The sequence below is a fragment of the Enhygromyxa salina genome, assembly GCF_002994615.1.
Classification (GTDB): Bacteria; Myxococcota_A; Polyangia; order Nannocystales; family Nannocystaceae; genus Plesiocystis; species Plesiocystis salina_A.
Window position 1 is genome coordinate 24,350 of record NZ_PVNK01000112.1, and the last position, 15,672, is coordinate 40,021.

The following is a 15,672-nucleotide window of genomic DNA, read 5'->3' on the forward strand; positions in this document are numbered from 1 at the left end:
TAATGGAGACCACGAGGGACCAGGCTTGTCAAAGGTTCTCGCCAAGAACGCCCAGGGATCATGCAAACCTTGAACATCCAGAGTTCACCCTCGACCTCCACGGCTGGCGGCGGGTCTGACACCCCGCACGCGCTGGTGATCGGTAGCGGCTTTGGCGGTCTGGCCGCCGCGGTCCGGCTCGGCGCCCGTGGCTACCGCGTGACGGTGCTCGAGCGGCGTGACCAGCCGGGCGGGCGGGCCTACGTCTACCGTCAAGACGGGTTCACCTTCGACGGCGGCCCGACGGTGATCACCGCGCCCTTCTTGCTCGAGGAGCTGTGGGAGCTGTGTGGCAAGCGCATGGCCGACACGATCGACATGCGCCCGGTCTCCCCCTTCTATCGGGTCCGCTTTCACGACGGCGAGGTGTTCGACTACCAGGGCGACGCCGAGGTCATGCGCGAGCAGATCCGCAAGTTCAACCCCGACGACGTCGAGCACTACGAGCGCTTCTTGCGGATGTCCGAGCAGATCTTCGAGGTCGGGTTCGAGCGTCTGTCGCACGTGCCCTTCGGCAGCATCCTCGACATGCTGAAGATCACCCCGGCGATGATCCGGCTGCAGAGCTACCGGACCGTCTACAACCTCGTCGCCCGCTTCATCGAGGACGAGCGCCTCCGCCAGGTGTTCTCCTTTCACCCGCTGCTGGTCGGCGGCAACCCGTTCAAGACCACGTCGATCTACACGCTGATCGCGTTCTTGGAGCGCAAGTGGGGCGTGTTCTTCCCGATCGGCGGGACCGGCACCTTGATCAGGGGACTCGTCGAGCTCGTCGAGGGCCAGGGCGGCGAGGTCCGGCTCGAGACCGAGGTCGAGGAGGTGCTGGTCGAGCAGGGCCGCGCGGCCGGGGTCCGCCTGAAGTCCGGCGAGCGGATCGACGCCGACATCGTCGTGTCCAACGCCGACTCGGCCTACCTCTACAAGCACTTGCTGCCCGCGCGCTACCGCAAGCGCTGGACCGACAAGAAGCTCGAGCGCGTGCGCTACTCGATGAGCCTGTTCGTCTGGTACTTCGGGACCAAGCGCAAGTACGAGGACGTCGCCCACCACACGATCTTGCTCGGGCCGCGCTACAAGGGCCTGCTCGACGACATCTTCGAGCGCAAGGTCCTGGCCGAGGACTTCTCGCTCTACCTCCACCGCCCGACGGCCACGGACCCGGCCCTGGCGCCCGCGGGCTGCGACGCCTTCTATGTGCTCTCGCCCGTGCCCCACCTCGACAGCGGGACCGACTGGGAGGCCGAGCGCGAGCGCTACCGGGCCAAGATCTGCGCGTACCTTTCGAGCACGATCATGCCCGGGCTCGAGGACGAGCTCGCGAGCTCGCACGTGCTCGATCCCCTCGGCTTCGAGCGAGAGCTGCTCTCGCACAAGGGCGCCGCGTTCGGGGTCGAGCCGGTCCTGACCCAAAGCGCCTACTTTCGGCCGCACAACGAGAGCGAGGAGATCGAGGGCCTGTACCTGGTCGGCGCGGGCACCCACCCGGGCGCGGGCGTGCCCGGGGTCCTGAGCTCGGCCAAGGTGCTCGACAAGGTCGTCCCCCACGCCGACGCGCTCGTGCATCGCTCAGCTCGATCCGCGCAATGACGGGCTCCGACGACGAGGCTCGCTTCGCGCCCGCGCCGGTCCGCAGCCGCGACTTCGCCCCCGCGAGGGGCTCCCGCGCCGACGCTGACGCTGACGCTGACGCTGACATCGCAGCGTGCAAGCAGATCCTGGCCGTGGGCAGCAAGAGCTTCGCGGCCGCGTCGCTGCTCTTGCCCGGGCGCATGCGCGGGCCCGCGGCGGCCTTCTACGCCTTTTGTCGGATCGCCGACGACCTCGTCGACTTCTCTGACGAGCCCAACGAGGCGGTCACGCAGCTGACCGCCCGCCTCGACCGGATCTACGCGGGCACGCCCGACGACGATCCGGTCGACCGCGCCTTCGCCCGCGTGGTCCGGGACTTCGCGCTGCCTCGCGCGCTGATCGACGCGCTGATCGAGGGCTTCGAGTGGGACGCGCGAGAGCGCGACTACGAGACCCTGGCCGAGCTGCTGGCTTACTGCGCGCGGGTGGCCTCGGCGGTCGGCGTGGTCATGACCCTGCTGATGGGCCCCCGCGAGCCGCGGACGCTGGCCCGGGCCTGCGACCTCGGGGCCGCGATGCAGCTGACCAACATCTGCCGTGATGTGCTCGAGGACGCCGAGCGCGGGCGGCTCTACCTCCCGGCCGCGTGGCTGCGCGAGCGCGGGGTCGACCCGGTCGACTTCGTGGCCAGGCCCGGGCACTACGCGGGGGACGCCCGCGTGGCCGAGGTCGTCGAGGCCGTGCTGCGCGAGGCCGACGAGTACTACCTGCGGGCGGACGCCGGGATCGGGATGCTGCCGCGGGACGCTCGGCCCGCGATCCGTGCGGCGAGCTTGATCTACGCTGACATCGGCCGGGTGATCCGCGAGCAGGGCTGCGACCCGAGCCGCGGCCGCGCGCACACGAGCAAGGCGCGCAAGCTGTGGCTGCTGATCCGGGCCTGGGTTTGGCCCACACCCTCGGGCGAGGCGAAGCATGCGGACGCGCCCGTCATCGACGAGTGCGCGTTTTTGATCGAGCCCGTGGTGGATGCACTCCCCGCGCGATCTGGCGACCACGTGTGACACCTCGCGTATCGTCCTGGGCGACCAGGATGAGCAAAGAGCAAATCGGCCCTGCACGAGCCCGCCGGCTCGTCTCGACACAGCGAACGCTCGCAGCCGTGGGCAATGGGAGCTTTCCCATATGGATTCTCGCTAATATGCCCATCTAGTCACAGCTGGCAGGTCCACCCTATCCTCTAAGTTGTATTTTCAGTGATCTGGCGGATCATTAAATTCTAAACTCGCTTGATGCAACGACTCAACATCCCACTTGTACTTTCTTGTTCGCTTGCCCTGTCTTCCGCCTGCGTCGCTGAAGACGACCCGAGGATGACGAACGACACGTTCTCGACGACCGACTCGACGACCGGCGACGGTGACGGTGACGCCGGCGAGAGCGGTGATCAAGACGGCAACGGTGACGGCGACGGCGACGGCGACGGCGACGGCGACGGCGACGGCGACGGCGACACCGGTCCAGTCTGCGGTGACGGCGTCACCGAAGGCGACGAAGAGTGCGACGACGGCAACCCCTCGGACACGGACGCGTGCACCAACGAGTGCCTGAACGCGACCTGCGGCGACGGCTACGTGCAAGAAGGCGTGGAGATGTGTGACGACGGCAACGACGTCGATGACGACGGCTGCACCAACGAGTGCCTCATGCTGAGCTGCGGCGACGGCGTGGTTCAGGGCATGGAGGAGTGCGACGACGGCAACATGGACGACACCGACGACTGCACCTCGCTGTGCACCGCCGCTGTCTGCGGTGACACCTTCGTGTGGGCCGGCCACGAGGAGTGCGACGACGGCAACATGGACGACACCGACGACTGCGTCGCCGGGTGCATCTCGGCGACCTGCGGCGACGGCTTCGTCCAGGACTTGGTCGAAGAGTGCGACGATGCCAACATGGATGACACCGATGACTGCGTCGGCGTCTGCGTCGCGGCCGTCTGCGGCGATGGCTTCGTTCAGGACGAAATCGAGGAGTGCGACGACGGCAACATGGTCGACGACGACGCGTGCACCAACGACTGCGTCTCCGGGAGTAGCTGTCTCAACAACGATCAGTGGCAGGCCGTCGACTGCACCACGAACTCGTGGGTCTGGTCGAGCGATCGCGTCAACGCGCCAACGCTCCAGGAGGCCAACGACCAGCATGTGCTGTGGGCCGGTTGCAGCCACGCCCAGGACGCCGGCAACACCTGCAGCCTCGATGGTACGGGCTGGGTCTCGACCGCGGTCGTGCCGATGGCCGGGTGCAACGCGACCTGGTACCACCTCGGCGGGAGCTACACGGGCAACTGTGCCGGACACGACGGCGACCAGGTCCGCCGCCTCGTGCTCGACGCCGACGACTGCTACGACTACTGATGTAGCGACCAACTCGCTGGGGCCTTGGAGCCCGTGGTGCAATGCATCGCGGCTCCTCGCGCCGGATTGTTCACTCGCGCGCGGCCCGTGCCTGGGCGCGCTCGCGATCGGCCTTGTCCTTGGCTTCGGCGGCGCTCGGGTCCTTCTCGATCTGGGCGTTCTCTCGCTCGATCTCCAGCATCAAGAAGGTCGCGGCGATCACCATGATCACCAAAATACTCAGGACCTGGAAGGGCAGCGAGATCAGCGAGAGCGACACGCCCTCGGGCCCGGCCCGGCGGCGGCGCATCTTCTTGGCCAGCTTCTCGTAAAAGTCTGGCGGGGCCTCGACGTCGGGCAGCTCGCGCACGACCGAGAGCAGCTTCTGCAGATCCTCGACCTCGCGCCGGGCCTCGGGCGAGTCGTCGAGGTACTTCTCGAACGACGCCGCGTCGCCGGCCTCGAGCGCATCGTCGAGGTAGGCGGTCATCAGCTCGGCGTTGGAGTCGGCGGCCATGGTCGTGATCGTGATGCTGAACCTAGTGGTGAATCTGGGGCGCGAGGCGCCCAGGTCAAGGTTAGTCGCAGAACCGGCGGGGTAAAGAGCTTTGTGTGTTCACGGCTCCATGTAGGGCTCGAGCCGGGCTTTGAGGGCGAGGCGGGCGCGGTGGAGGCGGCTCTTGAGCGTGCCCTCTTGGAGGCCGGTGATGTTGAGGATCTCGGCGTAGCTGAGGCCCTGGATGTCGCGCAGGACGATCAGCAGGCGGTGCTCCGGCTCGAGCTGGGCGATCTCGGCCTGGATCGCGCGCTCGAGCCGGTTGCCGAGGATCGTGGCCTCGGGCCCGGGGACCACGCTCTGGAGCGAGACGACGGCGCCGCCGTCCTCGCCGCGGGTGTGGGCCGCGGGGGTCTCGTCGATGTCCGACGCGCGGTGGAAGTTGCGACCCTTGAGGTACTTGATCCGGTTCTTGCAGGTGTTCGAGGCGATCCGATACAGCCAGGTGTAGAACCGGCCCTCGCCGCGGTAGTTGCCGATCCCGCGATAGACCGAGATGAAGACCTCTTGAGCGATGTCCTCGGCCTCCTGGCGGTTTCCGATCATCCGGAACACGAGGCCGAAGATCCGATCTTGGTAGGTGTGGACGAGCTCCTGGAAGGCCCGCTCGTCGCCCTGCTTGAGCCGACGGACGAGGCGGCGGTCCTTGGCGTCGCGCGCGGCTCGAGCCTCCTCGGTCTCGGGCTTGCCGCGGAAGCGCCGCTTCGGCCCTTGTTTGGGGCTGTCCGCCACAGGCTGCGGCGACGCAGCTCCTGCTTCGCTTGCGTCACCGGCCTTGGCGTCGGTGCGGCTGTCCTCGGCGTTCACTTGCGCGTACACGGTCGCGGGTCGGGCCTGAGTGACACCGTGCCCCAGGTCAGGTTCCCAACGGCCGGAGATTCCGGGCGCGACAGGGGGGATCATCCGCGCGAGACGGCTCGGCGGTCAAGCGCGCGCGAGGAATAGTTGTTTTGTGTCGGGCCCTCACCCGACCCAGGCGCGGATCAGGGCTGCGAGCATCCACGCCAGCATGGCCAGGTTCGCCGCCCCAGCGCCGAGCATGACGAAACGGAGGCACTCGCCGCGGTTGCCAGCGTCGGCCGAGCCGAGCAGGCGCGCAGCGACGAGCACGGGCCAAAGCGGCACGACGATGATCCCCGCGACGGCCCACCACGGCAGCCCCGGGACCACCAGCCAGCCGAAGCCGATCGCCACGGCGAGCATCTCGAGCGCGTGGCGGCGGGCGTCGAACTGGCCGTAGCGCACGGCGTAGGTCCGCTTGTTGGCCGCCCGATCCCCGGGGTAGTCGGGCAGCGAGGTCAAGAGGTTGCCGACGTAGCCAAACAAGAAGCAGGGCAGGAGCCCGAGCCAGGGCAGGCCATCAAACTCCCCGGCTTGGGCGTAGAAGCCGATGATCGGCAGCACGACCCCGAGACCTAGACCCTGGAGCAGCTCGCCGTGCCCGCGATAGGACATGCGCAGCGGCGCGAAGCTGTAGGCCCACATCAAGCCCGCGCCGCCGACCACGAGCACGGGCAACCACCACAGCTGATGGATCAAGGCCAGGATCAGCGCGACCACGACCATCGCGCCGAGCATGATCCACGCCGCCTTGCGCAGGGCCTCGGGCGAGAGCTTGCCCTCCTGGATCACCCGTGAGCCGCCCGACACCACCGAGGGCGAGGGGTTGATCGCGTCGGCCTCGCGGTCCGCGAAGTCGTTGGCGAACACGACGAAGAGCTGGTTGAGCGCGCCGAGCAGCTGCACGGCGCCGAACAATCGCCACGAGAAGCCCCCGTGGGCCGCGTAGGCCAGGACCTGGCCAAGGATGAGCGGCACCGCGACGTTGGCGGCAGCCAGCGGTCGGGCAGCCTGGACCCATGCGCCCCAGGGCGACATCGTGGCCACGGTAGGCGCGAGTCCAGCGCAGCGCAAGCCAGCCCGCGCCGGAACTCGCAAGCTGGGGGGTGGACGGCGCGCGGACCCTGGGTTACGCAGCTTCGCTCAGGCCGTGCACGTCAGCGCCACATCGCTCCTCGACCGGCGACTCTTGCTGTTCACGGGCAAGGGTGGCGTCGGCAAGACCACCTTGGTCGCGGCCCTCGCCCTCGAGGCCGCCCGCCGCGGGCGCCGGCCGCTGGTCGTCGAGCTCGGCCACCGCGCGTCGATGGAGGCGGTGTTCGAGGTCGACCACATCGGCTACGAGCCGCGCGACGTCGGCCGGGGCGTCCACGCGATGAACCTCGACTTCGAGTCCGCGCTCGGCGAGTACTTCGAGGAGCACATCCCGATCAAGCGGGTCGCGCGGACGATCATGCGCAACAAGACCCTGCAGAAGTTTTTTCACGCGGCGCCCTCGGTCTCGGAGGTCGCGATCCTGAACAAGCTCAGCGCGCTGGAAAACGCTCGCGCGCCGGGCGGCAGCACCATGCGCTGGGATCCGATCTTCGTCGACCTCGACGCGACCGGCCACGCGATCATGCTGCTCAACCTGCCCTCGGTCATGGACGGGCTGATCGGCGACGGGCCGATGCGGCGCATGGTCGACGGGTTCTCGAGCCTGCTCAGCGATCCGCGTCGGACGATCCTGAGCCTGGTCACGCTGCCCCTCGAGCTGCCCGCGCAGGAGACCGTCGAGCTCCACCAGCAGCTGACCCGCCACCACGACGTCGCCCTCGGCGTGCTGTTCGTCAACCAGGTCCCGCGCCGACCGCTGAGCCCCACCCAGGCCGGGATGCTCGATCGGCTCGAGCACCACGCGCGGGAATTTGGCATCGACACCCTCGTCGACGACGTAGCGATCGCTCGCCGCGCGATGCGCTATCACGCCAACGCCCGCTCGCAGATCAACCGCCTCCTGCGCGAGGTCGACATGCCGATGGTCGAGCTCCCGAGCGTGGCCGGGCGCGTGCTCGACCTCGACACGATCGCCGCGATCGGCGAAAAAACCCTCACGCTGCTCGACAGCGGGCAACAGCGCGAAGAGACCAACGTGACGGCAATTCCGCGCCGTTGAGGAGCGAGAGCGAGCAGGTGAGCGGGATCGACGAGCTACTTGTGCGCCAGCGGCTGCTGATCGCGGTCGGCCCCGGTGGCGTCGGCAAGACCACGGTGTCCGCGGCGATCGCCCTGCGCGCGGCGGAGCTCGGGCAGCGGACCCTGGTCCTGACGATCGACCCGGCCAAGCGCCTCGCCGACGCCCTCGGCCTCAGCGGGCTCGACGACGAGATCCGCGAGGTCCCGACCGACGACCTGAGCAAGCTCGGCGTCGAGGTCCCGGGTCAGCTCTTCGCCGCGATGTTCGACAACGCCGCGAGCATGGACTCGCTGATGAGCCGCGTGGCGCCCGACGACGAGACCCGCGACCGGGTCCTGCGCAACCGCGTGTACCGGGCGATGGCCGGGACCCTGGCCCGCAGCCACGCCTACCTCGCGATGGAGCGGCTCCACGAGGTCATGGCCTCGGGCGACTACGACCTCGTCATCCTCGACACCCCGCCAGCTCGCAACGCCCTCGACATCCTCGACGCGCCCTCGCGGCTCGCAACCTTCTTGGAGGAGGGGGTCGTCAAGTGGTTCGTGCGCCAGAACAAGGGCCGCGGGCTCCGGGCGCGGCTGATGCAGAGCTCCGGGGCCGCGGCGACCAAGCTGTTCGAGGTCGTCGTCGGTCAGGAGCTCGCCCGCGAGACGCTCGCGTTCTTCGAGGCCTTCTACGGCATGCGCGAGGGCTTCCACGCCCGGGCCTCGGCGATCCAGAAGATCCTCCACGCGCCCGAGACCAGCTTCGTGCTCGTGAGCTCGGCCGACGCCACCCACCTCGCCGACGCCGAGGCCCTCGCAGCCGGGATCGCGAGCCGCGGCGTGCAGATCGACGTCGCCGTGTTCAACCGCGCCTACGAGCGCCTGACCCACGCCGACCCCCTAGCGATCGTCAGCTCGGCTGGCGAGCTCGACAGCCCGACCACGATCCGGCTGCTGTTTCGCGACGAGCTCCACCGCCACGAGCGCGAGGCGATGACCTCGCTCCTGGCCAGCCTCCACGAGGTCCGGACCCGCGCCGCGAACACCAACCTCCGCGCGCTCGAGTCGATCCGCCGCCTCGCCCAGCAGCTGCCCGAAGACGCGCTCGGGCTGATCATCGCCCGGCTCGACGGCGACATCCGTGATCTGCCGGGCCTCCACACCCTCGGCCCCTACCTCGCGGCCGAGCGCACGCTGCCGCGGAGCTGAGCCCGTCTCTTTGGCTGACGCCGGGGCCGGATCGGTCTAACGTGGGCGACATGAACCAGCCGCCGCCGCAGCAGCAGGGTCGCCAGCAACAAGCTCCGGGCCGCGCCGTCGCCCGAGCGCCGCAGGGCTCGATGGCTCAGCCGGGCTCCGGCGAGCAGCTGTTCGCCGGCATCGCCAGGCACAGCGCGCGACTCGGCGGCTACCTCAAGTGGGCGGGGATCTCCGTCGTCGGCGGGGCCGTGGCGATCGGGATCAACATGCTCGACCTCGGCGTGCCCGGCTGGGCCCTGGGCCTGCTGTGGCTGATCGGGCTGCCCGGGCTGCTGTGGACCTACCTGACTCACATCTCGACCAAGTACAAGGTCACCCACCGCCGGGTCGAGACCGAGCACGGGGTCCTCGCCAAGAAGGTCGAGTCGCTCGAGCTGTGGCGTGTGCTCGACGTCGAGTACTCCCAGTCACTGGTCGACCGCATCTTCAAGAACGGTCGCATCAAGCTGATCAGCACCGACCAGAGCAACCCCGAGCTGGTCCTCCACGGCCTCCCCAACCATCGCCAGCTGTTCGAGGAGCTCCGCGACGCGGTCCAGGCCGCCCGCCAGACCAACCGCCCCATGGAGCTGGCCCCAGGCTCCGACCTCGGCGACTTCCAAGACGGCGGCGGCGAAGTACTCTGAGTTGCTGACGCCTGTGGGGGTCCAAGCCGACGAGCCCCCGCGAAGCCCACACCTGCCCGCAGAGCGAGCTAGCGAGCGACCGGGCGCGAAGCGGCCCTGCGTGGCGGAGTTGCTGACGCCTGTGGGGGTCTAAGAAAGCTTCAAGCTGCGGCGGAGCTCGAGGTAGGGGCCGGAGACCGAGAAGGCGATCAGGCCCTTGATCAGCTCGCGGCCGTCGGCCGAGACCCCGACGCCACCTTGGAGGATGACCCGGGCGGCGGTGTCGATGCTGTCGCAGACCAAAAAGCCGGCCCGGGCGGCGGCGTGGTCACAGCCGCGCAGCCAGCTCTTGGTGTCGGCGCCGCCGCGCTCGATGACCTTGGCGACGGCCTTGCGCAGATCGTCGAGGCGCGAGGGCGGGAGCATCTTCTTGATCGCCTCGGCCCAGCCCCGGGCGGCCTCGCGCTGCTCCTTGGGGATCGCGACCTTCGGCTGGGTGAGGCCGACGGCGCCGTAGATCGCGTCGCGCAGGCTCGACGACGAGGGCAGCAGCGCGGCGCCGATCAGGTGCGGGTGGACCCGGGCGATCGCGCGGCCGGCCCGAAACGCGATCGCGGCGTCGGGCTGACGGGCGAGGGCCTCGTCGCCGGCGAGCAGGGTCGGGTACACGCCCTTGGCGTCACCGAGGGCGGTCACGCGAAAGCCCCCGGCCTCGCCCTTGCGCAGGTAGAAATCCGGCGGCGGCATGTCGATGACCTGAGACATGTAGGCGACCCAGCGGGTCAGACCGGTGGCCTGCATGGTCACGGTCTCCCGCTGGCTGCGCTCGACGCCGACCGAGGCGTGGGTCAGGCCCTCGCGCGCGGCGATCACCGGCCACAGGAGGCCGTAGAGATCCGAGAGTCGCGAGCTCGTGTGGCTGGGCAGCAGGGCGTCGCGCCAGAGCTTGCGCGAGATCGAGCCGCGCGGCGGCTGGTAGCTGTCGCCGGGCTCGGCCGCGAGCTCGAGCTCGGCCTCGTCGGCCTGCTTGAGGAAGCGCAGCGTCCGCGACACGCAGATCGCGGCGTCGCGCTGCTCGGCCTTGAGGTAGAGCTCGACGAGGCGGTGGTAGCTGTCGTAGTCGAGCGGGTTGTCGCGGATCAGCGTCTGGACCTGGCCGATGCCCTTGTCGAGGGCGTCGTCGCCGAGCTGGACCGAGAGCCCGATGACCTTGTTGCGCCGCGCGGTCTGGCCTTCGTCGTCCTCGCCCGCCCCGAGCGTGCGCGCGAGGGCGATCGCCTGCTCGTAGGCCAGCATCGCCGTGCGCGGGTCGTCGAGGCGCTGCTCGTAGAGCGCGGCGATGCTGTCGAGCAGCTCGATGCGCTCCTCGACGGCGTCCTCGGGCGTGGCCTTGAGCCGCCCGCGCAGGACCTTGGACAGCTCGCGCCAGTCGCCGACCTCCTCGAGGCTCTCGCGCACGGCGTTGAAGGCCTTGTCGTGGAGCGGATCGGCCTCGAGCACGCCGATCAGCCGCGCGCGGACGACCCCCCCGGTCGCGTCGAGCTTGTTGGCGCGCATCAGCGAGGCCGCGGCGTAGCGGTACTTGGCCTGGATCGGCCCGTGGTCTTGAAGCTCGGCGAGGCGATCGAGGACCCCGATCGCCTCGGACCACTGCTCGGCGTTGCTGTAAAGATCGAGGGCGCGGTGCAGGAGCGAGAGGTCGTCGGGCCGGCTCTCGAGGACCGCGCGCATCTGGGCCACGGCCTCGTCGGGGCGGTTGAGCTCGTCGGCGAGGGTCGTGGCGAGCTCGAGGCGCAGATCCAGCAGCTCCGAGGCCCGGGCCTCGCGGCGGTCGTCCTCATCGTCGAGCTCGGCGAGCTCGGCCGCGAGCACGCCGATCAGCCGCTCGCAGGCCTCGACCTTGCGCGCGGGCCCGTCGACGATCTCGACCAGGAAGCGGGCCGCGTCGACGTAGGTCGGATCGAGATCGAGGGCGCGGTCGATCATTTGGAGGGCCTTGCCAGCCTCGCCCATGCCGTGGCGGGCCTGGCCCATGCGCAGGTAGAGCTCGGCCTGGTCCCGCGGCCCGACCTCGTCGCCACCTTGGATCGCCAGGCCCTGGTAGGCCTTGAGCGCGGCCTCCCAGCTCTCGGACTCGAGCTCGAGATCGGCGAGCGCCCGACCGACCTCGCGGTTGCGCGGATCGAATTGCTTGGCGTCGCGCAGCAGCTCGCGGGCCGCGGCCTTGTCGTGGACCGCGAGCGCGCAGCGACCGGCGAGGGCGTGGACCTGGGCGTTGAGCTCGCGGTCGTCGGGGTTGGCGGCCCGGGTCTGCGAGACCCAGCGCTCGGCGTGGGGCCAGGCCTCGTCGAGCTCACCGCGCTCGACGAGGCGCTCGACGAGCATCCCGGTCGCGCCTTGGTGGTGGGGATCGAGCTCGACGACCTCGCGGATCAGGGGCAGGGCGCGGTCGGGCTTGTTGAGGGTCTCGACCCAGGTCTTGGCCGCGGCGAACAGCTCGCGGACCTTCTCGCGCGGGTCGCTGCTGGTCTGGGCCGCGCGGATCTGGGCGTCGAGGGCCTCGAGCGGGCGCTGACGCTGGTCGAGGATCTCGCGCAGCAGCGCCCACCCACGGCTCGCGGACTCGTCGAGCTCGAGGGCCTCGCGGACCCGGGCCTCGGCCTCTTCGAGCTCGCCCGCGCGCTCGCGCATGCGCGCGACGGTGACCAACATCGAGGCCCGATCTGCGGGGCTCTCGGCGTCGGCGATCCGCTCGCGCAGGAGCTGCTCGGCCCGCTCCTGATCGCCCGCGTCTGCGAGGCGCTCGATCAGGAGGTCACGCCAGCGGCCCTCGGACGGGTCGAGCTCGACGAGGCCCTCGAGCGCCGCGCGCTCGCGCTCGGGGTCGTCGAGGGGCCCGGACACGAGCTCGTGGAGCTGCTCGTAGGCCTCGACGCGCGCGGCGTCGGGCAGCGCGACGACCTTGGCCCGACGCTCGAGCAGCTCGGCGAGGCGCTCGAGCGCGCCCTCGCTGCGGTAGTAGCGGATCAAGCCCGCGACCGCGTCGAGGACCAGGGCGTGGTCGACGGGCAAGGTCGCGACGATCCGCTCGCGGCAGTCGGCCGCGCGCTCGCCCCCGTCGGCCTCGCGGTCGAGCAAGCTCGCGGCCTCGGCCAGGAGCTCGGCCCGGCGCCCGCTGTCGTCGACGACCTCGGTCAGCACGGACAGGGCGTCGATCAGGCCCTCGCGCGCGCTCGCGGCCTCGCCCGAGTCGCCCTCGGCCTTGGGTCGCAGCAGCGAGGCGAGCGCCTCGGCGGTCGCGAGGTCGCTGCGGTCGCGCTCGATCAGGCGGCGGTACTGGACGATCGCGCCAGCCTCGTCGTCGTTGCGCTCGACCATGATCTCGGCCGCCTCCTTGCGCAGCGCGCTGGCCTCGGCGTCATCGAGGTTGCCCTCGGCCCGGGCGGGGAGGACCTCGGCGAGGATGTCCCAGCGCTCGAGCTCTCGCGCCCAGCGCTCGCTGGCCTCGAGCGCGCGGGCGTTGTCGGGATCTTCGGCGCGGACGTGCTCGACGGCCTCGAGCGCGCCGTCGTGCTCGCCGAGCTCCCCGAGGATCTGCGCGGCCTCGATCAGCGCCTCGTGGCGGACCGGGCCGGTCTCGAGCTCGGCGATCGTCAAGAGCCCGGTCGCGAGCTCGGCCGGGCGGTCGGCCTTGCGATAGGCGACGAGCGCCGCGCGCTGGAGGTCGAGGTTCTCGGGCTCGAGATCGAGGGCGTCCTCGTAGACCGCGATCGCGCGGTCGAGCTCGCCGACCTGCTCGAGGTAGATCTGCGCGGCGCGAGCGAGGATCTGCAGCTGCGCGTCAGCTTGCGGGATCCGCCGACCGACGCTGCGCAGCTTCTCGGCGACCGTGGCCCAGCGACCGGTGACCTCGGCGAGGCGCAGGAGGTCGTCGACGAGGGGCAGCTGGGCGTTGACGGAGATCGCGTCGACGAGCTGGAGGATCGCGTCGAGGGCGGTCCCGGGGGCGTCGAGGTGGCGCTCGCTGATCTCGGCGAGCTCGCGCAAGAGCACGATCTTCTCGCTCTCGGCCTGGCTGATGCGCGCGCGGATCTCGAGCACGTCGGCGACGCGATCCCAGCGCTGCGCGGCCCGAGCCTCGCGCTCGATCCGTCCGATCGCCTCGCGCGCGGGCAGGTGGGCGGGCTTTTGGTCGAGGATCCACTTCCACGCGTCGAGGTCGTTGGGGTCCTCGGGCTCGACGATCCGGACCGGAGCGCCGGGCGTGGCCGGGGCCGCGACCGGCTGCTCGACGACCTTGGCCTCGACCTGATCGAACTTGTGCGGGGTCGTGAGGATCGTCGCGATCTCGGTCCGCAGGGTCTTGGGGTCGGGGCGCCGCGAGGGGTCCGGGTGCATGGCCTCGGTCAGGAGGGCGTCGACGCGCTGGTCGATGCCCTGAACCAGGCTCGACGGGGCCGGGACCGAGCCCAGCGGCAGCGCCCCGGTGATGCAGCGATAGAGCATCGCGGCCAGGGCGTAGGTGTCGCTGGCCGGGCTCGGGACCGCGCCGACGAGCAGCTCGGGCGCGCCGTAGCCATGGTTCTCGCGCACGATCGCCGGGCGGGCCCACGAGACCAGGGGCAAGAAGCCGAACCCGCGCAGCTTGGCGCCATCTTGGGTGATCAGCACGTGGCGCGGGTGCGGGCTGCGGTGGACCAGGCCCTTGGCGTGGGCGAGGCCGATGACCTCCATCAGCGGACCGATGATCTCGAAGGCCTTGTCGAGCGGGAGCGGGTCGGCGGTCTGCTCGAGCAGGCGCGAGAGCGGCACGCCCTGATCGGGCTCCATGATGACCCCGAACACGCGGCCCTCGGCCACGCCCCCGCGGACCCGAACTAAGGCGGGGTGATCGATCTCGGCCAGGATCCCGACCTCGTCGATGAAGCGCCGACGCTCGTCGGGGCTGACCGCGCGGCCGAGGGTCCCGACCTCCATCGCGACCAGCGCGTTGTCCGAGGCCCGGTCGTGACACTCGAGCCAGATCCGCGAGCCGACGCGGCCGCGCACGGTCTCGAGCGCGAAGCGGGGCGAGACCAGGGCGAGGTTGCGGTCCTGCTCGGCGGCGGCCTCGAGCCCGGTTCGGGCGGCCGCCTCGTCGCCCTCGACGAGGGCGAGGAGCGCGAGGTTGAAGCGCGCGAGGCGTTGGTCGCGGGCCTCGGCGTCGTGGGTCACGACCTGCTGAAAGGCCTTGCGCGCGCGCTTGTGCCAGCGGCTCTGGGTCTTGCCCGAGACCCGCGCGTGGGCCAACCACACGCTGCCGAGGCGGAGCAGATCTCGGTTGGGCACGGACTCGATCCCGCCCGGGAGCGAGGCGACCAGGCGATCGACCTCGTGGGGGTCGACGCCGAAGGCCGCGTCGACGCCGAGGTCGACGCGCGGCGGCACGGGTCGCAGCACCCGGCTGAGCTCGATCGCCGCGAGCTTGTCGGCCGCGCGCGACTCGAGCGGCTCGCCCTCGCTCGCGGTCGCGAGCGCGCTCAGCAGCGCCGCGACCCCGCCCTCGGGGAGCTCGCAGACCTCGACGCCGCTGTGTTCACGGATCTGCTCGGCCTCGACGGAGCTCGGGTTGGCGACATAAAGGTAGTGGGTCGAGGCCGTCGCGGGGATCTTGGCCAGGATCGTCAGGATCTGGCGCAGGTCGGGATCGCCGAGCTCGAAGCCGAGCAGGACGAGGGTCGCGCTGCGCTTGACCTCCTCGACGAGCTCGCGCAGGTCGTGGTCCCGAACCAGCTCCTCGCTGCCCGGGGTGTGGAGCACGTAGTCGCCGGGCATGCCCTTGCTCGCGTCGCGGCTGATCCGCGGTCGCTCGTGACCCGCGGCCTCGCGTGCGCGGGCGTGCAGGTCCGGGTAGGCGGCCGCGAGGCACCCTCGCCACCGGAGCTGGCCGAGCGGACGCAGCGGCTCGGGCAAGGTCTGGTCCTCGTCGACCGCGGCCGTGAGCGCGGCCTCGAGCGCGTCGCTGCCACGGTGGCGGCGGAGCCAGTCGAGGACCGTCAGCCGCTCGCCCGCGTCGAGCAAGGCCTCGAGCTCGGCGCGCGGCCCCTCGTCCGTGTCTGCGACCAGCTCGCGCAGCACCTCGGCCCAGCCCGGGCGTTCGGCCAGGGCCCCGATCCCCGCGCCTGTCCACAGCACGCAGTCACCAGCACGAATCGCAACACCCAGATCGCTCGGAATCTCTTGCATGGCCTCTCGCAAGCCTGGC

General features: G+C 70.5%; 10 protein-coding genes. 6 read left to right on the top strand and 4 right to left on the bottom strand.

Annotation, left to right across the window (positions count from 1 at the left end; genetic code table 11):
* Nucleotides 1–69 precede the first annotated feature (69 nt).
* The 3 genes from ENSA5_RS10740 (at nucleotide 70) to ENSA5_RS10750 (ending at nucleotide 4,028) form a co-directional block, all read left to right on the top strand.
* On the top strand, nucleotides 70–1,626 hold the full coding sequence (locus tag ENSA5_RS10740; RefSeq protein ID WP_258182815.1) for a phytoene desaturase: 1,557 nt from the start codon (nucleotides 70–72) through the stop codon (nucleotides 1,624–1,626).
* Complete coding sequence (locus tag ENSA5_RS10745; RefSeq protein ID WP_106391546.1) at nucleotides 1,623–2,672, top strand: phytoene/squalene synthase family protein; 1,050 nt, start codon at nucleotides 1,623–1,625, stop codon at nucleotides 2,670–2,672. Before ENSA5_RS10740 ends, ENSA5_RS10745 begins: the two co-directional genes overlap by 4 nt.
* A 309-nt stretch (nucleotides 2,673–2,981) precedes the next feature.
* Nucleotides 2,982–4,028 carry a DUF4215 domain-containing protein gene (locus ENSA5_RS10750; RefSeq protein ID WP_181197617.1) on the top strand — a complete coding sequence of 349 codons (1,047 nt, stop codon included), beginning with the start codon at nucleotides 2,982–2,984 and terminating at the stop codon, nucleotides 4,026–4,028.
* Between the two features lie 70 nt (nucleotides 4,029–4,098).
* Here the strand turns inward: ENSA5_RS10750 and ENSA5_RS10755 are convergent, their stop codons facing one another.
* The 3 genes from ENSA5_RS10755 to ENSA5_RS10765 form a co-directional block, all read right to left on the bottom strand.
* Nucleotides 4,099–4,524 (bottom strand): anti-sigma factor family protein, encoded by a 426-nt coding sequence (locus tag ENSA5_RS10755; RefSeq protein ID WP_106391548.1) that lies wholly within the window; start codon nucleotides 4,522–4,524, stop codon nucleotides 4,099–4,101.
* A 99-nt stretch (nucleotides 4,525–4,623) separates the two neighbouring features.
* Entirely contained in the window at nucleotides 4,624–5,382 is a 759-nt protein-coding gene (locus tag ENSA5_RS10760; protein WP_181197618.1) for a sigma-70 family RNA polymerase sigma factor, read from the bottom strand.
* A 144-nt stretch (nucleotides 5,383–5,526) separates the two neighbouring features.
* Nucleotides 5,527–6,441, bottom strand: a complete 915-nt coding sequence (locus ENSA5_RS10765) for a prenyltransferase (protein WP_146155557.1) — start codon at nucleotides 6,439–6,441, stop codon at nucleotides 5,527–5,529.
* Nucleotides 6,442–6,553: 112 nt separating this feature from the next.
* On the opposite strand from ENSA5_RS10765, the gene ENSA5_RS10770 reads away from it, so the two are divergent.
* The 3 genes from ENSA5_RS10770 to ENSA5_RS10780 are packed head-to-tail and all read left to right on the top strand — an operon-like array spanning nucleotide 6,554 to nucleotide 9,449.
* Nucleotides 6,554–7,558 (top strand): ArsA family ATPase, encoded by a 1,005-nt coding sequence (locus tag ENSA5_RS10770; protein ID WP_181197619.1) that lies wholly within the window; start codon nucleotides 6,554–6,556, stop codon nucleotides 7,556–7,558.
* Nucleotides 7,559–7,575: 17 nt separating this feature from the next.
* A complete protein-coding gene (locus ENSA5_RS10775) occupies nucleotides 7,576–8,772 on the top strand; it encodes an ArsA family ATPase (protein WP_181197620.1) in 1,197 nt (398 codons plus the stop codon).
* Between the two features lie 50 nt (nucleotides 8,773–8,822).
* On the top strand, nucleotides 8,823–9,449 hold the full coding sequence (locus tag ENSA5_RS10780; protein ID WP_106391551.1) for a PH domain-containing protein: 627 nt from the start codon (nucleotides 8,823–8,825) through the stop codon (nucleotides 9,447–9,449).
* A 129-nt stretch (nucleotides 9,450–9,578) separates the two neighbouring features.
* On the opposite strand, the gene ENSA5_RS10785 is transcribed toward ENSA5_RS10780, so the two are convergent.
* On the bottom strand, nucleotides 9,579–15,653 hold the full coding sequence (locus tag ENSA5_RS10785; protein WP_106391552.1) for a protein kinase domain-containing protein: 6,075 nt from the start codon (nucleotides 15,651–15,653) through the stop codon (nucleotides 9,579–9,581).
* Between the last annotated feature and the right edge of the window lie 19 nt (nucleotides 15,654–15,672).

What these genes read in the sequence shown, in the direction of transcription:
- ENSA5_RS10780 (WP_106391551.1), top strand. Translation starts at nt 8,823, where the DNA reads ATGAACCAGCCGCCGCCGCAGCAGCAGGGTCGCCAGCAACAAGCTCCG.
- ENSA5_RS10750 (WP_181197617.1), top strand. Translation starts at nt 2,982, where the DNA reads ATGACGAACGACACGTTCTCGACGACCGACTCGACGACCGGCGACGGT.
- ENSA5_RS10755 (WP_106391548.1), bottom strand. Translation starts at nt 4,524, where the DNA reads ATGGCCGCCGACTCCAACGCCGAGCTGATGACCGCCTACCTCGACGAT.
- ENSA5_RS10785 (WP_106391552.1), bottom strand. Translation starts at nt 15,653, where the DNA reads ATGCAAGAGATTCCGAGCGATCTGGGTGTTGCGATTCGTGCTGGTGAC.
- ENSA5_RS10765 (WP_146155557.1), bottom strand. Translation starts at nt 6,441, where the DNA reads ATGTCGCCCTGGGGCGCATGGGTCCAGGCTGCCCGACCGCTGGCTGCC.
- ENSA5_RS10745 (WP_106391546.1), top strand. Translation starts at nt 1,623, where the DNA reads ATGACGGGCTCCGACGACGAGGCTCGCTTCGCGCCCGCGCCGGTCCGC.